The 20982-nt window shown below is 60.7% G+C and carries 20 protein-coding genes; 9 read left to right on the plus strand and 11 right to left on the minus strand.

Going from position 1 to position 20982, the window contains the following annotated elements; all coding sequences use genetic code 11:
* The first annotated feature begins 84 nt into the window (after positions 1 to 84).
* Positions 85 to 690, plus strand: a complete 606-nt coding sequence (locus C5F70_RS15225; protein ID WP_017849460.1) for a TetR/AcrR family transcriptional regulator — start codon at positions 85 to 87, stop codon at positions 688 to 690.
* Positions 691 to 825: 135 nt separating this feature from the next.
* Here C5F70_RS15225 and C5F70_RS15230 read toward each other — a convergent pair whose 3' ends face one another.
* Positions 826 to 1266 carry a heme-binding protein gene (locus C5F70_RS15230; RefSeq protein ID WP_104903626.1) on the minus strand — a complete coding sequence of 147 codons (441 nt, stop codon included), beginning with the start codon at positions 1264 to 1266 and terminating at the stop codon, positions 826 to 828.
* Positions 1267 to 1532: 266 nt separating this feature from the next.
* Between C5F70_RS15230 and gcl the strand changes: the two genes are divergently transcribed.
* From gcl to C5F70_RS15265, 7 genes are all read left to right on the plus strand, one after another.
* Entirely contained in the window at positions 1533 to 3308 is a 1776-nt protein-coding gene (gcl, locus tag C5F70_RS15235; RefSeq protein ID WP_102618952.1) for a glyoxylate carboligase, read from the plus strand.
* Positions 3309 to 3318: 10 nt separating this feature from the next.
* A complete protein-coding gene (hyi, locus tag C5F70_RS15240; protein WP_104903627.1) occupies positions 3319 to 4101 on the plus strand; it encodes a hydroxypyruvate isomerase in 783 nt (260 codons plus the stop codon).
* Between the two features lie 102 nt (positions 4102 to 4203).
* On the plus strand, positions 4204 to 5094 hold the full coding sequence (locus tag C5F70_RS15245; RefSeq protein ID WP_104903628.1) for a 2-hydroxy-3-oxopropionate reductase: 891 nt from the start codon (positions 4204 to 4206) through the stop codon (positions 5092 to 5094).
* 131 nt (positions 5095 to 5225) lie between these two features.
* Positions 5226 to 6584, plus strand: coding sequence for a glycerate kinase (locus C5F70_RS15250; protein WP_104903629.1), 1359 nt, complete (start codon positions 5226 to 5228; stop codon positions 6582 to 6584).
* 140 nt (positions 6585 to 6724) lie between these two features.
* Positions 6725 to 7549, plus strand: a complete 825-nt coding sequence (locus C5F70_RS15255; RefSeq protein WP_102618948.1) for an ion transporter — start codon at positions 6725 to 6727, stop codon at positions 7547 to 7549.
* A gap of 95 nt (positions 7550 to 7644) precedes the next feature.
* Positions 7645 to 8649: a sulfate ABC transporter substrate-binding protein gene (locus C5F70_RS15260; RefSeq protein WP_017849453.1), complete on the plus strand. Its 1005-nt coding sequence runs from the start codon at positions 7645 to 7647 to the stop codon at positions 8647 to 8649.
* Positions 8650 to 8971: 322 nt separating this feature from the next.
* Positions 8972 to 10168, plus strand: coding sequence for an MFS transporter (locus C5F70_RS15265; protein ID WP_026140344.1), 1197 nt, complete (start codon positions 8972 to 8974; stop codon positions 10166 to 10168).
* 30 nt (positions 10169 to 10198) lie between these two features.
* On the opposite strand, the gene C5F70_RS15270 is transcribed toward C5F70_RS15265, so the two are convergent.
* Complete coding sequence (locus tag C5F70_RS15270; RefSeq protein ID WP_256588286.1) at positions 10199 to 11719, minus strand: M10 family metallopeptidase C-terminal domain-containing protein; 1521 nt, start codon at positions 11717 to 11719, stop codon at positions 10199 to 10201.
* Between the two features lie 461 nt (positions 11720 to 12180).
* On the opposite strand from C5F70_RS15270, the gene C5F70_RS15275 reads away from it, so the two are divergent.
* Complete coding sequence (locus C5F70_RS15275) at positions 12181 to 13062, plus strand: LysR family transcriptional regulator (RefSeq protein WP_104903631.1); 882 nt, start codon at positions 12181 to 12183, stop codon at positions 13060 to 13062.
* Here the strand turns inward: C5F70_RS15275 and phnN are convergent.
* The 9 genes from phnN to C5F70_RS15325 all read right to left on the minus strand — a co-directional run bounded on the left by phnN (position 13051) and on the right by C5F70_RS15325 (position 20982).
* Positions 13051 to 13614, minus strand: a complete 564-nt coding sequence (gene phnN / locus C5F70_RS15280; protein ID WP_104903632.1) for a phosphonate metabolism protein/1,5-bisphosphokinase (PRPP-forming) PhnN — start codon at positions 13612 to 13614, stop codon at positions 13051 to 13053. The genes C5F70_RS15275 and phnN overlap by 12 nt on opposite strands.
* A gap of 168 nt (positions 13615 to 13782) precedes the next feature.
* A complete protein-coding gene (locus C5F70_RS15285; protein ID WP_104903633.1) occupies positions 13783 to 14379 on the minus strand; it encodes a LysE family translocator in 597 nt (198 codons plus the stop codon).
* A complete protein-coding gene (locus tag C5F70_RS31565) occupies positions 14380 to 14547 on the minus strand; it encodes a rubredoxin (RefSeq protein ID WP_017849446.1) in 168 nt (55 codons plus the stop codon).
* 32 nt (positions 14548 to 14579) lie between these two features.
* Positions 14580 to 15392 carry an iron-containing redox enzyme family protein gene (locus tag C5F70_RS15295; RefSeq protein WP_104903634.1) on the minus strand — a complete coding sequence of 271 codons (813 nt, stop codon included), beginning with the start codon at positions 15390 to 15392 and terminating at the stop codon, positions 14580 to 14582.
* 1010 nt (positions 15393 to 16402) lie between these two features.
* The gene (locus C5F70_RS15305) at positions 16403 to 16798 is read right to left on the minus strand and encodes a hypothetical protein (RefSeq protein WP_017849443.1); all 396 of its coding nucleotides are present in this window, start codon (positions 16796 to 16798) and stop codon (positions 16403 to 16405) included.
* 15 nt (positions 16799 to 16813) lie between these two features.
* Positions 16814 to 17998, minus strand: coding sequence for a c-type cytochrome biogenesis protein CcmI (gene ccmI, locus C5F70_RS15310; RefSeq protein WP_017849442.1), 1185 nt, complete (start codon positions 17996 to 17998; stop codon positions 16814 to 16816).
* Positions 17991 to 18464, minus strand: coding sequence for a cytochrome c-type biogenesis protein (locus tag C5F70_RS15315; protein WP_104903635.1), 474 nt, complete (start codon positions 18462 to 18464; stop codon positions 17991 to 17993). The genes ccmI and C5F70_RS15315 overlap by 8 nt, the downstream gene beginning before the upstream one ends.
* Positions 18461 to 18997, minus strand: coding sequence for a DsbE family thiol:disulfide interchange protein (locus C5F70_RS15320; protein ID WP_017849440.1), 537 nt, complete (start codon positions 18995 to 18997; stop codon positions 18461 to 18463). Before C5F70_RS15320 ends, C5F70_RS15315 begins: the two co-directional genes overlap by 4 nt.
* Entirely contained in the window at positions 18994 to 20982 is a 1989-nt protein-coding gene (locus C5F70_RS15325; protein WP_104903636.1) for a heme lyase CcmF/NrfE family subunit, read from the minus strand. Before C5F70_RS15325 ends, C5F70_RS15320 begins: the two co-directional genes overlap by 4 nt.

Raw genomic sequence — 20982 nt, forward strand, 5'->3', positions numbered from 1 at the left:
GTGTCGCGGGCACATTGTTGAGGCTCGCGGATGGCCGGTGCTACCATGCGCAACCGCCTGTCATGGCAAGGAACCCTCTGGTTTATGAGCAGCATTCGCGAGCGCAACAAAGAAAAGATCCTGCGGGCGGCGAGCGAGGAGTTTGCCGACAAGGGCTTCGCCGCGACCAAAACCAGCGACATCGCCGCCAAGGCCGGGCTGCCCAAGCCCAACGTCTACTACTACTTCAAGTCCAAGGACAACCTCTACCGCGAAGTGCTCGAGAGCATCATCGAGCCGATCCTGGCAGCCTCGACGCCGTTCAACCCGGAGGGTGAGCCTGCGGCGGTACTGAGCAACTACATCCGCTCGAAAATCCGCATCTCCCGCGACCTGCCCTTCGCCTCCAAGGTGTTCGCCAGCGAAATCATGCACGGCGCCCCGCACCTGAGCGCCGAACAGGTCGAGCAACTCAACGCCCAGGCCAAGCACAATATCCAGTGCATCCAGCATTGGGTGGACCGTGGGTTGATTGCGCCGATCGATCCCAATCACTTGATGTTCAGCATCTGGGCCGCGACCCAGACGTATGCGGATTTTGATTGGCAGATTTCGGCGGTGACCGGCAAGGCCAAATTGGATGAAGCGGATTACGAGGCGGCGGCGCAGACGATTATTCGGTTGGTGCTCAAAGGCTGTGCGCCGGACTGAGATACCGAGGCGCCTGTGGCAATCGGGAGCAAGCTCCCTCCCACATTTGACGGTATTCACAAATAGAAATGTGTGAACACAGTCAAAAGTGGGAGGGAGCTTGCTCCCGATGAGGCCCTGACAGTCATCCAAAAATCAGGCTGACCCCCCCGCATCCGCCCACAAACCCAGCGCTTCAATCGCCGTGATCGCACACTGCTCATCAATATCCGACGTGTCCCCGCTGATCCCGATCGCCCCCAGCACCAGCCCTTCCTGATCCCGAATCAACACCCCGCCCGGCGCCGGCACCACGCTGCCCTGCCCCAAGCTGTTCAATGCGGCGATAAACGCCGGGCGTTGCTGCGCATCCAGCGCGAGCAAGCGTGAGCCTTTGCCCAGGGCAATCGCACCCCAGGCCTTGCCGATGGCGATCTGCGGGCGCAGCAGGCTGGCGCCGTCGTCCCGTTGCAGGGTGATCAGGTGACCGCCGCCGTCCAGCACGGCAATGGTCAGCGGTGCCGAGGCAATGGCGCGGCCTGCGGCGAGGGCCTGGCCGGCCAGGTTGACTGCGACTTTCAAGGTTAAAGCGCTCATGGGTGCCGTCCTTATCTTGTTATGGGAAAGCCGTGGGCTCTGTTGGAACAGATACCGGATGCGACAAATAGAACACAATAGAGTTATTTTTTGTATACAATATTTTCGCGCAAACCTACCAAATGTCGAAAAAATGCCCTACAAAGACCTTCCGACGAACGCAAAGGCTACTGAATAAAATGCATTGACCTGTGGCGCTCGCCGTGAATACACTTCGACCAAACACCACTTGTATACAATTACAAAACGCAAGAGGCACCAAAACAATGAGCAAAATGAGAGCAATCGAAGCCGCCGTTCTGGTGATGCGTCGTGAAGGGGTAGACACCGCCTTCGGTATCCCAGGCGCCGCGATCAACCCGCTGTATTCGGCCTTGCAGAAGGTCGGTGGCATCGATCACGTCCTTGCTCGCCATGTTGAAGGCGCCTCGCACATGGCCGAGGGCTACACCCGCACCAAGGCCGGCAATATCGGCGTGTGCATCGGCACATCGGGCCCGGCGGGCACCGACATGGTCACCGGCCTGTACAGCGCCTCGGCCGACTCGATTCCGATCCTGTGCATCACCGGCCAGGCCCCCCGGGCGCGGATGCACAAGGAAGATTTCCAGGCCGTGGACATCACCAGCATCGTCAAGCCGGTGACCAAGTGGGCGACCACGGTCCTCGAACCCGGCCAGGTGCCGTATGCGTTCCAGAAGGCCTTTTATGAAATGCGCTCCGGCCGCCCTGGCCCGGTGCTGATCGACCTGCCGTTCGACGTGCAGATGGCCGAGATCGAATTCGACATCGACGCCTACCAGCCGCTACCCCTGGCCAAACCGCTGGCCACGCGCATCCAGGTGGAAAAAGCCCTGGCCCTGCTCGACCAGGCCGAACGCCCGCTGCTGGTGAGCGGTGGCGGCGTGATCAATGCCGATGCCAGCGACCTGCTGGTGGAGTTCGCCGAGTTGACCGGCATCCCGGTGATCCCGACCTTGATGGGCTGGGGCACCATCCCCGACGATCACCCGCAGATGGTAGGCATGGTCGGCCTGCAAACGTCGCACCGTTATGGCAACGCGACGCTGCTGAAAGCCGACGTGGTGCTCGGCATCGGCAACCGCTGGGCCAACCGCCACACCGGTTCAGTGGCGGTGTACACCGAGGGGCGCACGTTCATTCACGTCGACATTGAACCGACGCAAATCGGCCGCGTATTCACCCCGGACCTCGGCATCGTTTCCGACGCCGGGGCCGCACTGACGATGTTCATCGAAGTCGCCCGCGAGTGGAAAGCCGCAGGCAAACTCAAGGACCGCAGCGCCTGGCTGCATGACTGCCAGCAGCGCAAGGCCACCCTGCAGCGCAAGACCCACTTCGACAACGTGCCGGTCAAGCCGCAACGGGTGTACGAAGAGATGAACCAGGTGTTCGGCAAAGACACCTGCTACGTCAGCACCATCGGCCTGTCGCAGATTGCCGGCGCGCAATTCCTGCATGTCTACAAGCCGCGTCACTGGATCAACTGCGGCCAGGCCGGCCCGTTGGGCTGGACCATCCCGGCGGCGCTCGGCGTGGTCAAGGCCGACCCGAGCCGCAAGGTGGTGGCGCTGTCCGGCGACTATGACTTCCAGTTCATGATCGAAGAACTGGCCGTGGGCGCGCAGTTCAAGCTGCCGTATATCCACGTAGTGGTGAACAACTCCTACCTGGGGCTGATCCGCCAGGCCCAGCGCGGGTTCGAAATGGACTACTGCGTGCAGTTGTCTTTCGACAACCTCAACGCCCCGGAACTCAACGGCTATGGCGTCGACCACGTCGCCGTCGCCGAAGGCCTGGGGTGCAAGGCCCTGCGCGTGTTCGAGCCCGGCCAGATCCAGCCGGCACTGCGCCGCGCCCAGGAAATGCTCGAAGAATTCAAGGTTCCGGTGATCGTTGAGATTATTCTGGAGCGCGTGACCAATATTTCCATGGGCACCGAGATCAACGCCGTCAACGAATTCGAAGATCTGGCCCTGGTCGGCAACGATGCGCCGACTGCCATTTCCCTGCTCGATTAAGGAGAACCCTATGCCGCGCTTTGCCGCCAACCTGTCCATGCTGTTCACCGAACAGGCGTTTCTCGCTCGCTTCAAAGCGGCCGCCGATGCGGGCTTTGCAGGCGTCGAATACCTGTTCCCCTACGAATTCAGCTCTGCCGAAATCAAGGCGCAGTTGGATGCCAATGGCTTGACCCAGGTGCTGTTCAACCTGCCGGCCGGCGATTGGGCCAAGGGCGAACGGGGCCTGGCGTGCCATCCGGATCGGGTCGCGGAGTTCCGCGCCGGGGTCGACCTGGCCATCGCTTACGCCCAGGTGCTGGGCAACACCCAGGTCAACTGCCTGGCGGGCATCCGGCCGCAGGGCGTGGACGATGCCATTGTAGAAAAGACCTTTGTCGCCAACCTCAAATACGCCGCCGACACGCTGCAAGCGGCGGGTATCAAGCTGGTGATGGAAGCGATCAACACCCGCGATATCCCTGGGTTCTACCTGAACAACACCGCGCAGGCCCTGGCGATTCGCGAACAGGTGGGCAGCGCCAATCTGTTCCTGCAATACGACATCTACCACATGCAAATCATGGAAGGCGATCTGGCCCGCACCCTGGCCGCGCACCTGGGTGAGATCAACCACATCCAACTGGCGGATAACCCGGGTCGCAACGAGCCCGGGACCGGGGAGATCAACTATCGGTTCCTGTTCGAGCATTTGGACCGTATCGGTTATCAGGGTTGGGTCGGCTGTGAATACAAGCCGTTGACCACCACCGAAGCGGGTTTGGGTTGGCTCAAGACCCATAACGCCCTCTGACAGGCACAACACGCAACCAACCTGTGGGAGCAAGCCCCTCCCACATTTGGACCCCATGTGTTTGGCAGACCGCGCTCTATCGAATAAAAAGAGGATTTCTTCATGGCTAAAATCGGATTCATCGGCACCGGCATCATGGGCCAACCCATGGCCGACAACCTGCAAAAAGCCGGTCACCAACTGTTCCTGTCCGAGCATCACGGCAAGGCGCCAGCCGAGTTGATCGCCGCCGGCGCCATCGCGCTGGCCACCCCGCAGCACGTCGCCCAGGAAGCCGAATTCATCATCGTCATGGTGCCCGACACCCCGCAGGTCGATGACGTGCTGTTCCGCGCCGATGGCGTGGCCGCCGGTCTGTCGCCGAACAAAGTGGTGATCGACATGAGCTCGATCTCCCCCACCGCCACCAAGGCCTTTGCCGCCAGGATCAACCAGACCGGCGCGCAGTACCTCGATGCGCCGGTGTCCGGCGGTGAAGTCGGAGCCAAGGCCGGCACCTTGAGCATCATGGTCGGCGGTGAGCCGCAGACCTTCGAGCGTGCCTTGCCGCTGTTCCAGAGTATGGGCAAGAACATCACTCTGGTCGGCGGCAACGGCGACGGCCAGACAGCCAAAGTGGCGAATCAGATTATCGTCGCGCTGAACATCCAGGCGGTGGCTGAAGCGCTGCTGTTCGCGGCCAAAAACGGCGCCGACCCGGCCAAGGTGCGTGAAGCGCTGATGGGCGGCTTCGCCTCGTCGAAGATCCTTGAAGTACACGGCGAACGCATGATCAAGGGCACCTTCGATCCGGGCTTTCGCATCAACCTGCACCAGAAGGACCTCAACCTCGCGCTGGCCGGGGCCAAGGAGCTGGGGATCAACCTGCCGAACACCGCTGGCACCCAACAGGTGTTCAGCACCTGCACCGCGATCGGGGGCGGCAACTGGGACCACTCGGCGTTGATCAAGGGCTTGGAGCATATGGCGAACTTCTCGATTCGCGACAAATAACCCACACCGCTGCCCTTTTTGAAATGCCGTCAAATGTGGGAGGGAGCACGCCCCCTCCCACAGGTTGATCGCATTTCAATAGCCGCAATTGCTGCATCTCTAATAACAAAAAAATCCCCGGGAGCCCGCTTATGTCGGTCGATCCGCAACACCTGCTTCGCGAGCTGTTTGCCACCGCCATTGACGCCGCCCATCCCCGGCAAGTCCTCGAACCCTACCTGCCCGCCGACCGCAGCGGCCGGGTGATTGTGATCGGCGCCGGCAAAGCCGCGGCTGCCATGGCGCTGGTCGTGGAAAACGCCTGGCACGGTGAAGTCACGGGGCTGGTGGTCACCCGCTACGGCCATGGCGCGCCGTGCCAGAAAATCGAAGTGGTCGAAGCCGCCCACCCGGTCCCGGATGCCGCCGGCATCAAAGTGGCGCAGCGCGTGCTGGCGCTGATCAGCCAACTGAGCGAAGACGACCGGGTGATCTTCCTGCTCTCCGGCGGTGGCTCGGCGTTGCTCGCCCTGCCCGCCGAAGGCATCAGCCTGGCCGACAAACAGGCCATCAACAAAGCCCTGCTCAAATCCGGCGCCACCATCGGCGAGATGAATTGCGTGCGCAAGCACCTCTCGGCGATCAAGGGCGGCCGACTGGCCAGGACGGCATGGCCGGCGACGGTCTATACCTACGCGATTTCCGATGTGCCGGGCGACCTGGCCACGGTGATCGCTTCCGGCCCCACGGTCGGCGACCCGAGCACTTCGCAACAGGCCCTGGCCATTCTCAAGCGCTATGGCATCGACGCGCCGGCGTCCGTGCGCAGCTGGTTGCAGAACCCGGCCTCGGAAACCGTCAAACCCGGCGACCCGCTGCTCGCCCGCAGCCATTTCCAATTGATCGCCCGCCCACAACAGTCGTTGGAAGCGGTCGCGGTGAAAGTCCGCCAGGCCGGGTTCAGCCCGCTGATCCTCGGCGACCTCGAAGGCGAAGCGCGGGACGTGGCCAAGGTCCACGCCGGGATCACCCGGCAGATCGTGCAGCACGGCCAGCCGTTGGCGGCGCCATGCGTGATCCTGTCCGGCGGGGAAACCACCGTGACCGTGCGCGGCACTGGCCGTGGCGGGCGCAACGCCGAATTCCTGCTGAGCCTCACCGACAGCCTCAAGGGCCTGCCCGGCGTCTATGCCCTGGCCGGCGATACCGACGGCATCGACGGTTCGGAAGACAACGCCGGCGCGCTCATGACCCCCACCAGCTACGCCCGCGCCGAAGCGCTGGGGCTGTCGGCCTGCGACGAGCTGGACAACAACAATGGCTACGGCTATTTCGCCGCCCTCGACGATCTGATCATCACCGAACCGACCCGCACCAACGTCAACGACTTTCGCGCCATTCTGATTCTCGAGGCTGCCCACCCTGTTGAATGCCCCCTTCAGCATCCCGATGGACCTGCAAGGGCCGAAACTGCGGGTTGCGCAACCGGGGTCGATCAGACGTTGATCTAGCGCCGGTCAGGGTCTCCTGCCCCGACTGGGCCGAAGCGCTGCTCAACGGCTTCAGCCAGATTGTCCTGCAGCGAAAGCCCGCGTGGACAGCCCGTTCGAATCCCCCTAGGCTTGCCCGATATTCGATAGGGGCGAACGTTATGGACAGCAACAACGACTGGCGTCAGCGTCTCTATGTCATGGTTTTCCAGAGTGACACGCCGGCCGGGCGGCGTTTTGACAGCACCCTGCTGCTGATCATTCTCGCCAGCCTGGTGGTGGTGATCCTCGACAGCATCCAGGAAGTCCACGACAATTACGCCGCCGTGCTGGCCTACATCGAGTGGGGCTTCACCGTCATCTTCGCCATCGAGTATGGCCTGCGCTTGTACTGCTCGCCCAAGCCGTTGCGCTATGCCTTCAGTTTCTACGGCCTGGTGGATTTGCTCGCCATCGTGCCCGGCATCCTCGCGCTGTATTACAGCGATGCCCAGTACCTGTTGATCATCCGCATCATCCGCATGCTGCGCATCTTCCGGGTGCTCAAGCTCGGGCCGTACCTCAAGCAGGCCAACTACCTGATGTCGGCGTTGCGCGGCAGCAAGCAGAAGATCGTGGTGTTCCTGCTCAGCGTCTGCACCCTGGTGACGGTGTTCGGCACCTTGATGTATGTGATCGAAGGGCCTGGGAACGGCTTCACCAGCATCCCCAAGGGCATCTACTGGGCGATCGTGACCCTGACCACCGTGGGCTTCGGCGATATCGTGCCCAAGACCCCGCTGGGCCAGGTGATTTCGTCCCTGGTGATGATCACCGGTTACTCGATCATCGCCGTGCCCACCGGGATCTTCACCGCCGAACTGGCCAACGCCATGCGCGGTGAACAGTTGCAAACGGACTGCCCGGTGTGCAAGAAAAACACCCATGACGCGAACGCGGCGTTTTGTTCGCGGTGTGGCAACGCATTGTTTAACAAGCTGGAATAAGCAAAGATCTTTTTAATCTTTAAGCGAATATACAGCCCCGGCTATAGTCGCTGGCAAAGTGCTTCTCTCTACTCTCGAACAACAAGGAATGAGCAGTGAAAAAACTCGTTAGCGCCTCTCTCCTGGCCGCCGGCCTTGCATTGGCCGGTGTCGTCCAGGCCGCACCGACCACCCTGCTCAATGTGTCCTACGACGTGATGCGCGATTTCTACAAGGACTACAACGCCGCCTTCCAGAAACACTGGGAAGCCGAGCACCCGAACGACAAGCTGACCTTGCAGATGTCCTTCGGCGGCTCCAGCAAACAAGCGCGCTCGGTGATCGACGGCCTGCCGGCTGATGTGATCACCATGAACATGGCCACCGACATCAACGCCCTGGTCGACAACGGCAAACTGGTGCCGGACAACTGGGCTACCCGCCTGCCGAACAACAGCGCGCCGTTCACTTCGGCCACCGTGTTTATCGTGCGCAAGGGCAACCCGAAAGCCCTGAAAGACTGGCCGGACCTGCTCAAGGATGGTGTGCAAGTGGTCGTGCCCAACCCGAAGACCTCGGGTAACGGTCGCTACACCTACCTGTCGGCCTGGGGCTACGTGCTGAAGAACGGCGGTGACGAAGACAAAGCCAAGGCCTTTGTCGGCAAGCTGTTCAAGCAAGCGCCCGTGCTGGACACCGGTGGCCGTGCCGCGACCACGACGTTCATGACCAACCAGATCGGCGATGTGCTGGTGACCTTTGAAAACGAAGCGGAAATGATCGCCCGCGAATTCGGCCGCGATCAGTTCGAAGTGGTCTACCCAAGCGTCTCCGCCGAAGCCGAGCCGCCGGTCACGGTGGTGGACAAAGTGGTCGAGAAGAAAGGCACGCGCGCGGTCGCCGAAGACTACCTGAAGTACCTGTGGTCGCCGGAAGGCCAGGAAATCGCGGCCAACAACTACCTGCGCCCGCGTGATCCGAAAGTGCTGGCCAAGTACACCGATCGTTTCCCGAAAGTCGACTTCCTGTCGGTCGAGAAGACCTTTGGCGACTGGCGCACCGTGCAGAAAACCCACTTCAACGATGGCGGGGTGTTCGACCAGATCTACAACGAGCAGTAAGCCGCTCGCACTGAAGAAACGCGAGCCAATGTGGGGGCTGGCTTGCCTGCGATAGCGTCGCCCGGGTGTGTCCGATACACCGGGGTGTCCGCATTGCAGGCAAGCCCGCTCCCACATTCGTTTGATGCCAAGCATGATTGTCAGGCCGCCGGGTCGCCTGTTTCGGCCGGTGCGTCTGCATGTATCATGGGCGCTCGAAGCCAACGCCAAGGCTTCAGTCATCATTTCACGGCATGAGTGTTATCACCGCCAACAGCCTACTCGCCGCAGTGTCTTGTCTTTACTCTCGCTCGCCATCTTCCTTCGCTTTTATGAGAACACCATGAACGCTACTCCCCACGCTACGAGCACCATGACCCGCGGGATGGTAATGCTGTTTGCGTTTTGCTGCGGCGCCATCGTCGCCAACATCTACTACGCGCAACCGATCATCGAGCTGATCGCGCCGGACATCGGCCTGACGCCCGCCATGGCCAGCCTGATCGTATCGCTGACGCAAATCGGCTACGCCCTGGGCCTGTTCTTCCTGGTGCCCCTGGGTGACTTGCTGGAAAACCGCAAGCTGATGATCAGCACCACCGTGATCGCCATCGCCAGCCTGCTGGGTGCGGCGTTTACCGAGCAACCGAACCTGTTCCTGCTGGTGTCGTTGTTGATCGGTTTCAGTTCGGTGTCGGTGCAGATCCTGATCCCACTGGCGGCGCACCTGGCACCTGCCGAGTCCCGTGGCCGCGTGGTCGGCAGCATCATGGGCGGCCTGTTGCTGGGCATCCTGCTGGCGCGGCCGGTGTCCAGTGTGGTCGCCGACCATTTCGGCTGGCGCGCGATGTTCATGGCCGCGGCCGCGTTGATGGCCGTTATCAGCGTGGTCTTGCTGATGACCATTCCCAAGCGCCAGCCCGACCACAGCGCCAGCTATGGCCAATTGCTGCGTTCCCTCGGCACCCTGCTGCGTGAACAACCGCTGTTGCGCCAGCGCGCCTTTTATCAAGGTTGCATGTTTGCCACCTTCAGCCTGTTCTGGACCGCTGCGCCGCTGGAGTTGGTGCGCAATCATGGCCTGAGCCAGACCCAGATCGCGATCTTCGCCCTGGTCGGTGCCATCGGTGCCATCGCCGCGCCCATCGCCGGGCGCCTGGCCGATGCCGGCCACACCCACCGCGCGTCACTGCTGGCCATGGTGTTTGCGGTGTTGAGCTTCCTGCCGGCCTTCGTACACCCGCTGTACAGCGTGATCGGCCTGGCGGTGACCGGCGTGGTCCTCGACTTCTGCGTGCAGATGAACATGGTCCTCGGCCAACGCGCCATCTACGCCCTCGACGCCAACAGCCGCAGCCGCCTGAACGCGCTGTACATGACCAGCATCTTCATCGGCGGTGCCTTCGGCTCGGCGATTGCCAGCAGCGTGTACGAACACGGCGGCTGGCTGGGCGTGATGCTGGTGGGCAGTGCGTTCCCGCTGGTGGCGCTGCTGCGCTTTCTCAGTGCTTCGCGCCACACTTCGGCGGTCACTGCCTGACGGCATGATGCCTCGGGATCGTGGGTGGGGTTACGAGCGCGGCCTGCCACTGGACGACGGGGCGATAATCTGCAGCAGCTGTAACACGAACGCTGACAGTGTCTTGGCAAGCATTTCGATCAGTGCGGACGGCCCGTTTGGGGTTTCACCCGGCGGCGGGGTTGGGGTTGGGGTTGGGGTTGGAGTCGGAGCCGGAGCCGGAGCCGGGGCTGGCGTCGGCACAGACTGAACGTCAGGCTGCGACCCATCCCACCGTACATCGCCAGGCTTGATCTGCCCCTTGCTGTTGATCACCATGTCCGCGTTGCCCGTCCCCTTCAAATCAATGGCCAGGCTCGCCCCCCCCGTACTGGCATCGTGTTTGAGCACCGCTTCACCGGCGCGGCCGCTGAACCGATCGGTAAACACCAGGGCGCGCACACCTGCCGCTTTTAACGCACCCGAGACGTCGATCTTATCGGTACCGCTGGTGAAGTCCTCAATCAGGTCTGGGCTCTGTGCGGCGGAGTCGCTGACGTTATCGTAGACAAACGTATCCGCGCCGCCGCCGCCCCTCAACGTGTCGGCGCCGGCACCGCCCTTGAGGCGGTTGGCCGCATCATTGCCGATCAAGGCATCACGACCGGCACCGCCGATCGCGTTTTCAATAACACATCCCTTGGCGACGGACACATTGCCCTTCAAGCCGCCCACGTCAGAGAACGACTCCGCATTCAGATCGACCTTCTGATCCTGGGAAAACCCGGAAAAATCCAGCGTATCCACACCGCCACCATCCCACACACAGAACACCGGTTTGTCCCTGGCGCTGGTAAGGCTCATCACTTCGCGCTCGGTATTGGAGTTGAAACCATAGACGGTGTCGGTCTTGCGGGTCTGGTGGTTGGCGCCATACAAGCGTTGCGCCGCGGCGATATCGTCCATCATCGGGGCAGACGGATTGAGCGATCTGAAGTCATGACCGGATTGATGGCGTTCCGACCAGTAACTCATCACGGTGCGTGCCTTGGTGTCCTGCGCATAGACCGCGCCGTTTTGGTAGTTGGCACCGTCGCCGTTATAGCGTCCCGGATGTTGCAGGCCAATGGCGTGACCGATTTCATGAATAGCCGTGACCGAAAAGTGACTGCCCAGCGCAGGCGAAGCCGCCCCGCCCCGGGTGCCGATCGTGGCCGCTGTCCGATTCGTGGAACCATGAGGCAAGTCGGCAACCCCCCGGTCGCCGCGAGGGTTGTTGTGGATACTGAGCGCTCCGTCCGTACCGTTTGACTGCTCGCGGAAATTGATATTGGCCACATCCTGCCAGGCTTGCACTGCCTGGTGCACGCGCTGTTTCTGCTGGGCGGTGAAACTCGCGTCGACCGTGTAGTGCAAGTCGATCTTCTGATCGCCGTTACGGTCACGGAAACGATGATTTTCCCGCGTGATTTGTTTGGCCGCCTGGTCCGTCGTAAACGACGGTTTCTTCGAGGCCCCGGCACCAAACGGGCCGGGGTCCGATATCGGAAACCCCATGCGGGAAGTTACAGAAAACAGATCAGGTCCATTCATTGTGCGGCACTCGTATTATTAATGAATACACAAGAACACCGAATCGAATCGATCCGGAGATTAAGTATCAATAACCGCGAGCCGCGTTAAACCAGGCTCATCGTTATCGCCGATAATCTCGCACAGTGAAAAATAGCGGACCAACACTATTTTAGTTTCAGCTGAAACAACCACACGCCGCGTAACATGCAGTCAGACAACCAGGATTTTATTTGCAATTTAAACATCCAACCACACAACCGACTCACCAATACCGGGTTGCTTTTACAATAAAAAAACAAATTCTAAACAAATACCCGTCACTGGCTTACTTCAATTCCCCCCAGACAAAGACATATCCACTTAAGCTTCTTCACTGCGATAAACCCCGCCTGGGAGCGGGTGACAAGCCATGGCCATTCCCCGTAGGCTTTGCGCCGTACTGCGTCGCGATGCGCTCAATCACAAGCAAGGGACACCCGATGGACCGCCTGACCGCCATGGAAACCTTCGTCCACGTTGTCGAAACCGGCTCGTTCTCCGCCGCCGCCAAACGCCTGGGCATCGGCCAGCCCGCGGTGTCGAAGAGCGTCGCGCAGTTGGAAGCGCGCCTGGCGGTGCGCTTGGTACTGCGCTCAACCAGGGGCCTGACGCCGACCGAAGCGGGCCTGGCGTATTTCGAAAAAGCCAAGCGCGCCATCGATGGGGCCAACGAGGCCGACGACGCTGCCCGCAGCGCTGGCGCCGGGCTGTCGGGTAACTTGCGCATCAGCGCCGCCGTGACCTTCGCCAGCCTGCATATCCTTCCGCACCTGGGGCCGTTCCTGGAGCAGTACCCTGGGTTGAACATCGATGTGGTACTCGACGACCACAGCCTCAACCTAGTGGAAGAAGGCATCGACGTCGCCCTGCGCATGGGCAACCTGAGCGATTCGGGGCTGACCGCACGCAAGATCGGGGCGTCGCCCTGCCATATCCTGGGCACCCCGGCCTACTTCGAACGCTTCGGCGAACCCGCCACGCCAGCCGATCTGCTGCGACACCAGGCGGTCATCTACACCCAGGGCGAGGGCGCGCGCTGGACATTTACCCGAGACGCCCGCGAATACCCGATCGTCGTCCATGGCCGCTTGCACATCACAGCGGCGGAAGGGGTACGTGCGGCTGTGCTGAACCACTTGGGCCTGACCCTGGCATCGGCCTGGATGTTCGCGCCGGAACTGGCCAGTGGCGCGGTGAAGCCGGTGTTGACCGACTGGCATTTGCCGGCGCGGGACTTATGGGCCGTGTTTCCGACAGGGCGAATGGCGAGTGCCAAGGCGCGGGCGTTTGTGGAGTATGTGGAACGGTTGTCAACGCGCTGACGGGACCAGGTAGCGCAGCAAACACTCGACCGTATGTTCCAGCGGGCCGGAGTTATCCAGCACGAGCAACCCCGCCCCCATGCCGGCCAGCAACTGCGCCGTAAACCGTGCATTACGCGCCAGGCGCGCATCGATATCCGCCACCGACTCACGCCCCCGCGCCAGCAAGCGCTGGCGCAGCGCCGCCTGATCGACACTCAGCAACACCACCAGCAACGCCGGGTAACGCTCGCGGGCCTGCGCCAGGTGGGCACGGGAGCCGTTGACCAGCACATCCTCCCCCGCCGCCAGCCATGCGTCGATGTCCGTGGGTATGCCATAGGACAACCCATTGGCCTGCCAACTCAACGCAAACGCGCCCTCGGCTTGCATCGCGACAAACTGCTCAGCGCTCACCCCCTGTGCCGCCTCGCCCACCGCTTCCGCCGAGCGCGTAATCACCCGACGCACAATGCGGCAGCCACGTTCGGCCAAACGTGGTCGTGCAGCGTCCAACAGGCTGTCCTTGCCCGAACCCGATGGCCCGATGAGATAGATCAACCTGCCCGCCATCAATACACCCTCTTCGCTTGTCTGCAGATTTGTTGCATGACCGACTACGTTTCACGGCGGCGGCCACAGTATCGGATTGCGACGCGCTACGCACTCGGTCAGGCGTGCGCGTAGGCGCTTTCATGTTCGGGTGCAGGAACTGTGCACGGTTTCCCGGAAGGCAGAGGGTCAGCCTCCAGACAAAACGCGCGCGCATTGCCACACCGCAAAGCCAATCAATAATCTACCGCTGATGCGATTGATCACATCAAGATCAGGATTATCGATCAGCGCAGTCCTGATGAGGCTGCCACCCAGCGCATATAATATCTGGCCTAAAAATGAACCCACCAGAAAACCCGCCAGACTCAGGTAGAGCCCGAGCCCCTCAAACAGCGTGCCGCTGGCAATCACATAGGAGGAGATCGCTACGATAGTGAGTGGGTTCATTAGCGTCAGTAAAAAGACCGGGATAAATCCTGCTGTCGTTTTTACTTGTGCCACAGCTGTATGTTTTGCAAATGTAATGCCCCCCAGATAAAACAGGTAAGCAATTGCCACCCAGGTCAACAGACGGTTGTTGGCTAGCCAAAATTCCTTGATTGTCTGCAAACCATAAAATGCGACAGCCGCAAAAACCGCATCTGCAACTGCCGCACCTAGAGCCCCAGGTAGTGCGCCGCGAAAGCCGCAGGCGATGGACTGCCTCAGGATGATCAAGGCTATCGGTCCAAAACCTATGGAAAGCATTGTGGCGAATACCATCGAACTCAGAAAACCCTGCATCTAACTCAGAACCTCAATAAACAGCTTTTTCTTCGCTTGGCAGTGCGGGCATTGAAACGCCTCCCCAATCTCATCCCAAGTCGTGCCGGGTTCTATATCGACTAGAGCCTCGCCTGAAGACTCTGAATAAACGTAGTGGCAAATCTGGCACTCATAAGACCGACTCATAATAATGTCCTTCACTATCAGATGTTCGATTTTCAGGCCAGCCGCCGATTCAAAGCGGCAAACATTTGCTCGAACCCATCCATAAATGCCATCGCCCCGCGCATTGCATGCGGGGCAATAGTTGGATTTTTCTCCAAGTACGAAATCATGATTTCGCGCCCGGTCGCGACATGCATAGGTTCAACCTCACAATGAATCGCAAAGAATGCCAAAACGGGGTCATCTTCGTCGACCAGACCATATTCGCCGGCATATTTTTGAAATCCTTTCAGGAAAAACTGAAACTCTCGTGAGGAAGTCATTTCTGACGCCAAATGAAAACCCAATGCCTCACCTAAAAACTCAGAACGGTACATTCGATGGGTATTATTACCCATGGCGGTGCCCTCAGGAAGAATGTAGTGAGGATTGAACAGCTCAGCATCGGAAAGTCCCAGGTGAGTGGTCAGTTGTTTGAACATTTGATGATGGGTTGGCAACATATGCTTGCTATGTTGATGTAGACCGTATTCATCCACGGATGCGTAAAGAATATGCGCGGCTTTAGCCGTGCCGTGCCACATATCTTCTTTAATCCATTCATCCGTAACGCGCGCAGCCAATGCGACGATTCCAGCCGGAACATCCTTGAAGAAAGCCCAAATAGTTGCAAAAAATAGAGCCCTTTCTGGATGATTTAGTGGCTTATCGGAAATAATTTTCCCAAACGACTCAAGCTCACGTAGGGCAGAGTGCCGCACTATCGCATTTGCGATTTCATTATAACCAGCCTCGCACACTTTATATATTTCACCACGAGTAGATCTTTCATTTGATCCCGCGCCGATCGGATTCTGAACACTCATATAATTATCCTTGTTTTTATAACAAATGAATTTCAACCCGCCTTTAAAAAGGCATTGCACACAAAATTATTAGCATCACGCCACACATGTCAATCCACAAATCAATTATTTCCAACAAACCTATGAAACATGCGACTTAGAGCCTTGCCATCCGCTACGAACCAACTATGAGCCAACCGCCAAGTTTAAAAAAAACCTCCTTCCTACTCCAACAAAAGTAGGCAACACATAGAAACTTCCTTTTTTATTGAGTGAAACCTCTCATTTAATGGAGTTACATCCCCAACACCGCATCAACCATCCCCTGACGGGCAATTTCAAACTTCAACTTATGAGCTACCGGGCAGCATAATTACAGGTTTGCAGTTACCCCTCGCTCATCTCGCCCTACCTTTACGGTAGGCGTACTGTGGCGCGCAGGCCTCCTCGGCTCGCTGACCAGACGCCGTCTCAATCAATACGGATATTGCGGGCGTGTCGCAGATCGCCATCCTGCGGAGTTCAAGTGCGAGTATCACGAAATCAATGTGACCCAGCCCTTCAGCAGTACAGGCTCGGTTTTCCGCCATGCCATCGCAGTAGTTTTCGCCTTGCCTGAAACTCAATTCCCTGGTCACCAAGTACGTGTCCGCAGAGGTGGCATTCATACCTACCTGCTCGCTACAGGGTCCGTCCTACAAGGCGAAGAAAGCAGCAACGCCGCGTCAGCCGCTTGTAGGTGTCGAGCCGATTTTTTCACCCAAACTGTCCGTCTAGGGGCGAATGGCGGCAGTCCGTGTGGAAAGTGCGAAGACAGCACAATCTTTTATCGAACGGCACTTGTTGAGAGTAAGGATGAAGATCCGCCGAATGACGCCATCAGCCTATGACGGACTCATGGCGCTAAGTTCGGAAATCATTTTTATCTGACAGACCTCTATCTCGGACAAGTCCGGCCCCGGCATTGGATCTCCAGCGCTTGAAGGACCACACTGCAGGCATGAAAAAGGCGACCCAAAGGTCGCCTTCTGTCACTGCGCGTACTGCTTGCTCAACCCTGGCGGTACGCCATGCACGTCGGTCTCTTCCCACGGCCCGTCCGGGCTGATGGAGCGGCTCCAGCCGTTGCTCCAGCGGTAGTAGGTGCGCTGGCGGTAGAAGGTGTCGGGCTGGTCTTCCAGCACATACACCTGCATCTTGCCGTCCCAGTGGCTGGCCGCGCCGGGTGGCGGGGCGAAGGTCGGCGACTTGCTCGGTGGCGCTTTCGCGGGTGCGGTGACCGGGCTGGAGGGCCTGGTGGCTGGCTTGGTCGAGGGGCCCGATGGGGGAATGGTCGGGCCGGTGGGTGCCGGAGGTGGGCGGTGGACCGCACAAGCGCTCAAGCCCAATACCAGGCTGAGCAGGGTGATGCGTGCAAGGGCGGTCATAGGCGTTTCCTCGAATTACTTGTCCGGACTGTCGATGGTCAGCTGCTGCAGCGCAGTGGTGGTGCTGGCCAGGGGTTGGCTGCGGCCGATCCACTCGCCAGTGGTCGGTTGACCGGCCCGGGATATGCGCGCAACCAGTTGGACTTCAGGGAAGTTGGACAGTTTCAACTGCGGCATCATTGCGTCGGCATCGCCCAGTTCGACGGTGACCGGCAGGTCAGCGACGGTCACACGCTTGGCCGCCAGCGGCGCCGGCGGGCCGGAGACAGCGCGGGCGAAGATGAACACGCTGTCGCTTGGCAGGGCCTTAGCCTTGATGTCGGCGGAGAGGTCCACGCGCACTTTCATCACGGCTTTTTGGGCGACGGTGCCACCGCTCGCTTTCAGCCGCTCTGCCGCGCGGTCGATCCCGCCTTGCAGGGCGACGCGGGAGTTGTCTTCGGGCGGCAGTTGCGCCAGCAGGCGGCTCCAGTAATCGATCGCCTCCTGGTAGCGCTGGCCTTCAAAGGCCGCGATGCCAAGCAGACCGAGGCTGGTGACTTCTCGCGGGTCGAGCTTGAGGGCTTCGTCGGTCAGGGCCTGGACCTTGGGCGACCACTGCTTGTTGTCGGCGAAGTACTGGGCCTGGGCCCACTGGCCCAACAGCTCCGGCTGGCGCCCGGCCAGGGCCACGGTGCGCTCGAAGACCTTGGCGGCATCGGCGGAGCGGTCCTGGGCCATGTAGGCGCGACCGAGGAAGTACAAGCCTTCTGCCGAATCCGGCTGGGCGGCGGCGGCGCGTTCCAGGCGGTGGGTCATGTCTTCCATGGACACCGGTGGCTGGGAGAATTCGCGGGTCAGTTCGACCTTGTCGCTGGCACCGAAATGCAGATACAAGCCAATGCCCAGCACGGGCACCAAAACCGCTGCGAGCAACGGCAGCGGCTTGCCCAGGCGCGATTCGCGGGGCTTTTCCAGGCCTTCGGTGTCGGCCAGCAATTCGCGCGCGGCTTCGGCGCGGCCGGTGTCGAGTTGCGTAGCGTTGAGCACGCCTTCGTCCTGCTGGGTTTGCAGTTCGGCCACGCGTTCTTGATACAGCGCCACGTTCAGCGCGGTGCGATCCTCTTCGCGCTGGGCACGACGGCCGCGCAACACAGGGATCAACAGGAAACTCAGGGCAATCAGAAGCAGCAAACCGGCTGCGAGCCAGAAATCAATCATCAGTCTTGGTGTCCAGCAATTGGTCGAGGCGTTGGCGCTCGTCGGGGGATAGCGCGTCGGAACCATCGGTAGGGGCGGCGCGGCGACGGCGGACGATCACCACCATCACCACCATGCCAGCCAGCAGCAGCCCGGCGGGGCCGAACCAGAGCAGTGCGGTCTTGCCGGTGAGGGCCGGTTTGTAGCGCACGAAATCGCCGTAGCGGTCGACCATGAAGTCGATGATCTGCTGGTTGTCCTTGCCCGCCCCCAACATGCGGAAGATCTCTTTGCGCAGGTCGGCGGCGATGGGCGCGTTGGAGTCGGCGATGTCCTGGTTCTGGCACTTGGGGCAGCGCAGTTCCTTGGTCAGTTCGCGAAAACGCTCACGCTCGGCGTCGTTGGCGAATTCGTAGGTGTCGATGGCGGCGTGGGCCACGCCCGCCAGGCCCAGGGCCAATACGGCAGCAGCTAACCAGCGCTTCATGGCTTGGCCTCGTCGACCAGGGCCTGATACTTGGCGGCCAGTTGTTCGCGCCAGACCACTTCATCGATGACGCCGACATACTTGTCGCGGATCACGCCCTTGGCATCGATAAAGAAGGTTTCCGGGGCGCCGTAGACGCCGAGATTCAACCCCAGGTTGCCGTCTTCATCGCGGATATCCAGCTGGTACGGGTTGTGAAATTCCGCCAGCCACTTCAAGGCCGCCGCATTGTCGTCCTTGTAGTTGATGCCGTAGATCACCACGCCGTTCTCGGCGAGTTTGTTCAGCACCGGGTGTTCTACGCGGCAGGAAATGCACCAGGTACCCCACACGTTGACCAGCGCCGGCTTGCCCAGCAAATCGGCCTGGGTCAGGGTCTTGTCGCCCTGCACCGTCGGCAGGGAAAACGCCGGGAACGGCTTGCCGATCATGGCCGAGGGCAACTCGGCCGGGTCCAGGTACAACCCGCGATACAGGAACACCGCCACCAGCAGAAACAATGCCAGCGGCACGACCATCAACCAACGCTTCATACCGCCGCTCCTTGCAGGCCCAGGGCTTCACGCACCCGGCTCTTGACCTTGACCCGATAGCGCCGGTCCAGCGCCGCGAGCACACCACCCAGACCGGTGAGCAAACCGCCGAACCAGATCCAGCGCACGAACGGTTTGACATGCACGCGCACCGCCCAGGCTCCTTCGCCCAGCGGCTCACCCAGGGCGACGTAAAGGTCACGGGTGAAACCGCCGTCGATCCCGGCTTCGGTCATCATCGAACTCTGCACAGTGTACAAGCGTTTTTCCGGGTGCAGCACGGCGACTTCCTTACCGTTGCGGACTACGCGCACAGTGCCTTTGTCGGACGTGAAGTTCGGCCCTTCGAAGTGCTTGGCGCCTTCGAAGATGAAGTGGTAACCGGCCAGGTCCATGGACTCGCCGGGGGCCAGGCGCAGGTCGCGCTCGGCGCTGTTCTGGCTGGAGAGCACCACGCCGAGGGCACACACGGCGATGCCGATGTGCGCAATCTGCATGCCCCAATAGCTGCGGGTCAGGGTGGGCAGGCCTTTGATCAGGCCTTTGTGACGGGTCTTGTCGACGATGTCGCGCATGCCGGCCAGCAATACCCAGGCGGCGAGCATGAACGTGGCGAGGACCGCCCAGTTGAAGTCGCCATAAGCGATACCGGCGATCACGGCCAAGGCGGCGCTGCCCAGCAGCACCGGGGTCAGCATGCCCACCAGCCATTTCACCGGGGTGTCTTTCCAGCGCACCAGCACGCCGACGGCCATTACCACCATCAACAAGCCCATCAACGGAATGAACAAGGCGTTGAAATACGGCGGGCCGACCGACAGCTTGGCGCCGGTCAGCGCATCCAGCACCAGCGGGTACAGGGTGCCGAGCAGGATCATCGACGCGGCCACCACCAGCACGAGGTTGTTGCCCAGCAACAGGGTTTCCCGCGACCACAGGTTGAAGCCGACCTGGCTCTTGACCACCGGCGCGCGCAGGGCAAACAGGGTCAGGGAACCGCCGACCACACACAGCAGGAACATCAGGATGAACACACCGCGGGCAGGGTCGGACGCAAACGCGTGAACCGAAGTCAGCACGCCCGAACGCACGAGGAAAGTGCCGAGCAGGCTGAGGGAAAACGCCGCGATGGCCAGCAACACCGTCCAGCTCTTGAACACGCCGCGTTTTTCGGTGACGGCCAGCGAGTGAATCAGCGCCGTACCCACCAGCCATGGCATGAAGGACGCGTTTTCCACCGGGTCCCAGAACCACCAGCCGCCCCAGCCGAGCTCATAATAGGCCCACCACGAACCCAGGGTGATACCGATGCCGAGGAAGGCCCAGGCGACGATGGTCCATGGCCGCGACCAGCGCGCCCAGGCCGCATCGAGGCGCCCGCCGAGCAAGGCGGCGATGGCGAAGGCGAAGGCCACGGAGAAACCCACGTAGCCCATGTAGAGCATCGGCGGGTGGACGATCAGGCCGATGTCCTGCAGCAGCGGGTTGAGGTCATGCCCGTCCATCGGGATCTGCGGCAAGATGCGGCTGAACGGGTTGGAAGTCATGATCAGGAACAGCAGGAAGCCGACGCTGATCATGCCCATCACTGCCAGCACCCTAGCCAGCATGACTTGCGGCAGTTGCCGGGAGAAGATCGACACAGCGAAGGTCCAACCGCCGAGGATCAGGGCCCACAACAGCAGCGAACCTTCGTGGGCGCCCCACACGGCGCTGAACTTGTAATACCAGGGCAAGGCGCTGTTGGAGTTGCTGGCCACATAGGCGACGGAAAAATCGTCGGTCATAAAGGCGTAGGTCAGGCAACCGAACGCGAACACCAGGAAGGCAAACTGGCCCCAGGCGGCCGGCTGCGCCAGGCTCATCCACAGGCGGTCGCCGCGCCACGCGCCGAGCAACGGCACCACGGCCTGGACGATGGCGAAGCACAGGGCGAGGATCATCGCCAAATGGCCCAGCTCCGGAATAAACAGTGCGGACGTCAT

The sequence above is a fragment of the Pseudomonas sp. LH1G9 genome, from assembly GCF_002949975.1.
Lineage (GTDB): Bacteria > Pseudomonadota > Gammaproteobacteria > Pseudomonadales > Pseudomonadaceae > Aquipseudomonas > Aquipseudomonas veronii.

Excerpts from the sequence above, each read along its gene's own strand:
- C5F70_RS15295 (WP_104903634.1), bottom strand. The coding sequence starts at position 15,392 with ATGAGTGTTCAGAATCCGATCGGCGCGGGATCAAATGAAAGATCTACT.
- C5F70_RS15315 (WP_104903635.1), bottom strand. The coding sequence starts at position 18,464 with ATGAAGCGCTGGTTAGCTGCTGCCGTATTGGCCCTGGGCCTGGCGGGC.
- C5F70_RS15230 (WP_104903626.1), bottom strand. The coding sequence starts at position 1,266 with ATGAGCGCTTTAACCTTGAAAGTCGCAGTCAACCTGGCCGGCCAGGCC.
- C5F70_RS15325 (WP_104903636.1), bottom strand. The coding sequence starts at position 20,982 with ATGACGTCCGCACTGTTTATTCCGGAGCTGGGCCATTTGGCGATGATC.
- ccmI (WP_017849442.1), bottom strand. The coding sequence starts at position 17,998 with ATGATTGATTTCTGGCTCGCAGCCGGTTTGCTGCTTCTGATTGCCCTG.
- C5F70_RS15285 (WP_104903633.1), bottom strand. The coding sequence starts at position 14,379 with ATGCAGGGTTTTCTGAGTTCGATGGTATTCGCCACAATGCTTTCCATA.
- C5F70_RS31565 (WP_017849446.1), bottom strand. The coding sequence starts at position 14,547 with ATGAGTCGGTCTTATGAGTGCCAGATTTGCCACTACGTTTATTCAGAG.
- C5F70_RS15255 (WP_102618948.1), top strand. The coding sequence starts at position 6,725 with ATGGACAGCAACAACGACTGGCGTCAGCGTCTCTATGTCATGGTTTTC.
- C5F70_RS15245 (WP_104903628.1), top strand. The coding sequence starts at position 4,204 with ATGGCTAAAATCGGATTCATCGGCACCGGCATCATGGGCCAACCCATG.
- phnN (WP_104903632.1), bottom strand. The coding sequence starts at position 13,614 with ATGGCGGGCAGGTTGATCTATCTCATCGGGCCATCGGGTTCGGGCAAG.
- gcl (WP_102618952.1), top strand. The coding sequence starts at position 1,533 with ATGAGCAAAATGAGAGCAATCGAAGCCGCCGTTCTGGTGATGCGTCGT.
- C5F70_RS15320 (WP_017849440.1), bottom strand. The coding sequence starts at position 18,997 with ATGAAGCGTTGGTTGATGGTCGTGCCGCTGGCATTGTTTCTGCTGGTG.
- C5F70_RS15305 (WP_017849443.1), bottom strand. The coding sequence starts at position 16,798 with ATGACCGCCCTTGCACGCATCACCCTGCTCAGCCTGGTATTGGGCTTG.
- C5F70_RS15265 (WP_026140344.1), top strand. The coding sequence starts at position 8,972 with ATGAACGCTACTCCCCACGCTACGAGCACCATGACCCGCGGGATGGTA.
- hyi (WP_104903627.1), top strand. The coding sequence starts at position 3,319 with ATGCCGCGCTTTGCCGCCAACCTGTCCATGCTGTTCACCGAACAGGCG.
- C5F70_RS15250 (WP_104903629.1), top strand. The coding sequence starts at position 5,226 with ATGTCGGTCGATCCGCAACACCTGCTTCGCGAGCTGTTTGCCACCGCC.
- C5F70_RS15275 (WP_104903631.1), top strand. The coding sequence starts at position 12,181 with ATGGACCGCCTGACCGCCATGGAAACCTTCGTCCACGTTGTCGAAACC.
- C5F70_RS15270 (WP_256588286.1), bottom strand. The coding sequence starts at position 11,719 with ATGAATGGACCTGATCTGTTTTCTGTAACTTCCCGCATGGGGTTTCCG.
- C5F70_RS15225 (WP_017849460.1), top strand. The coding sequence starts at position 85 with ATGAGCAGCATTCGCGAGCGCAACAAAGAAAAGATCCTGCGGGCGGCG.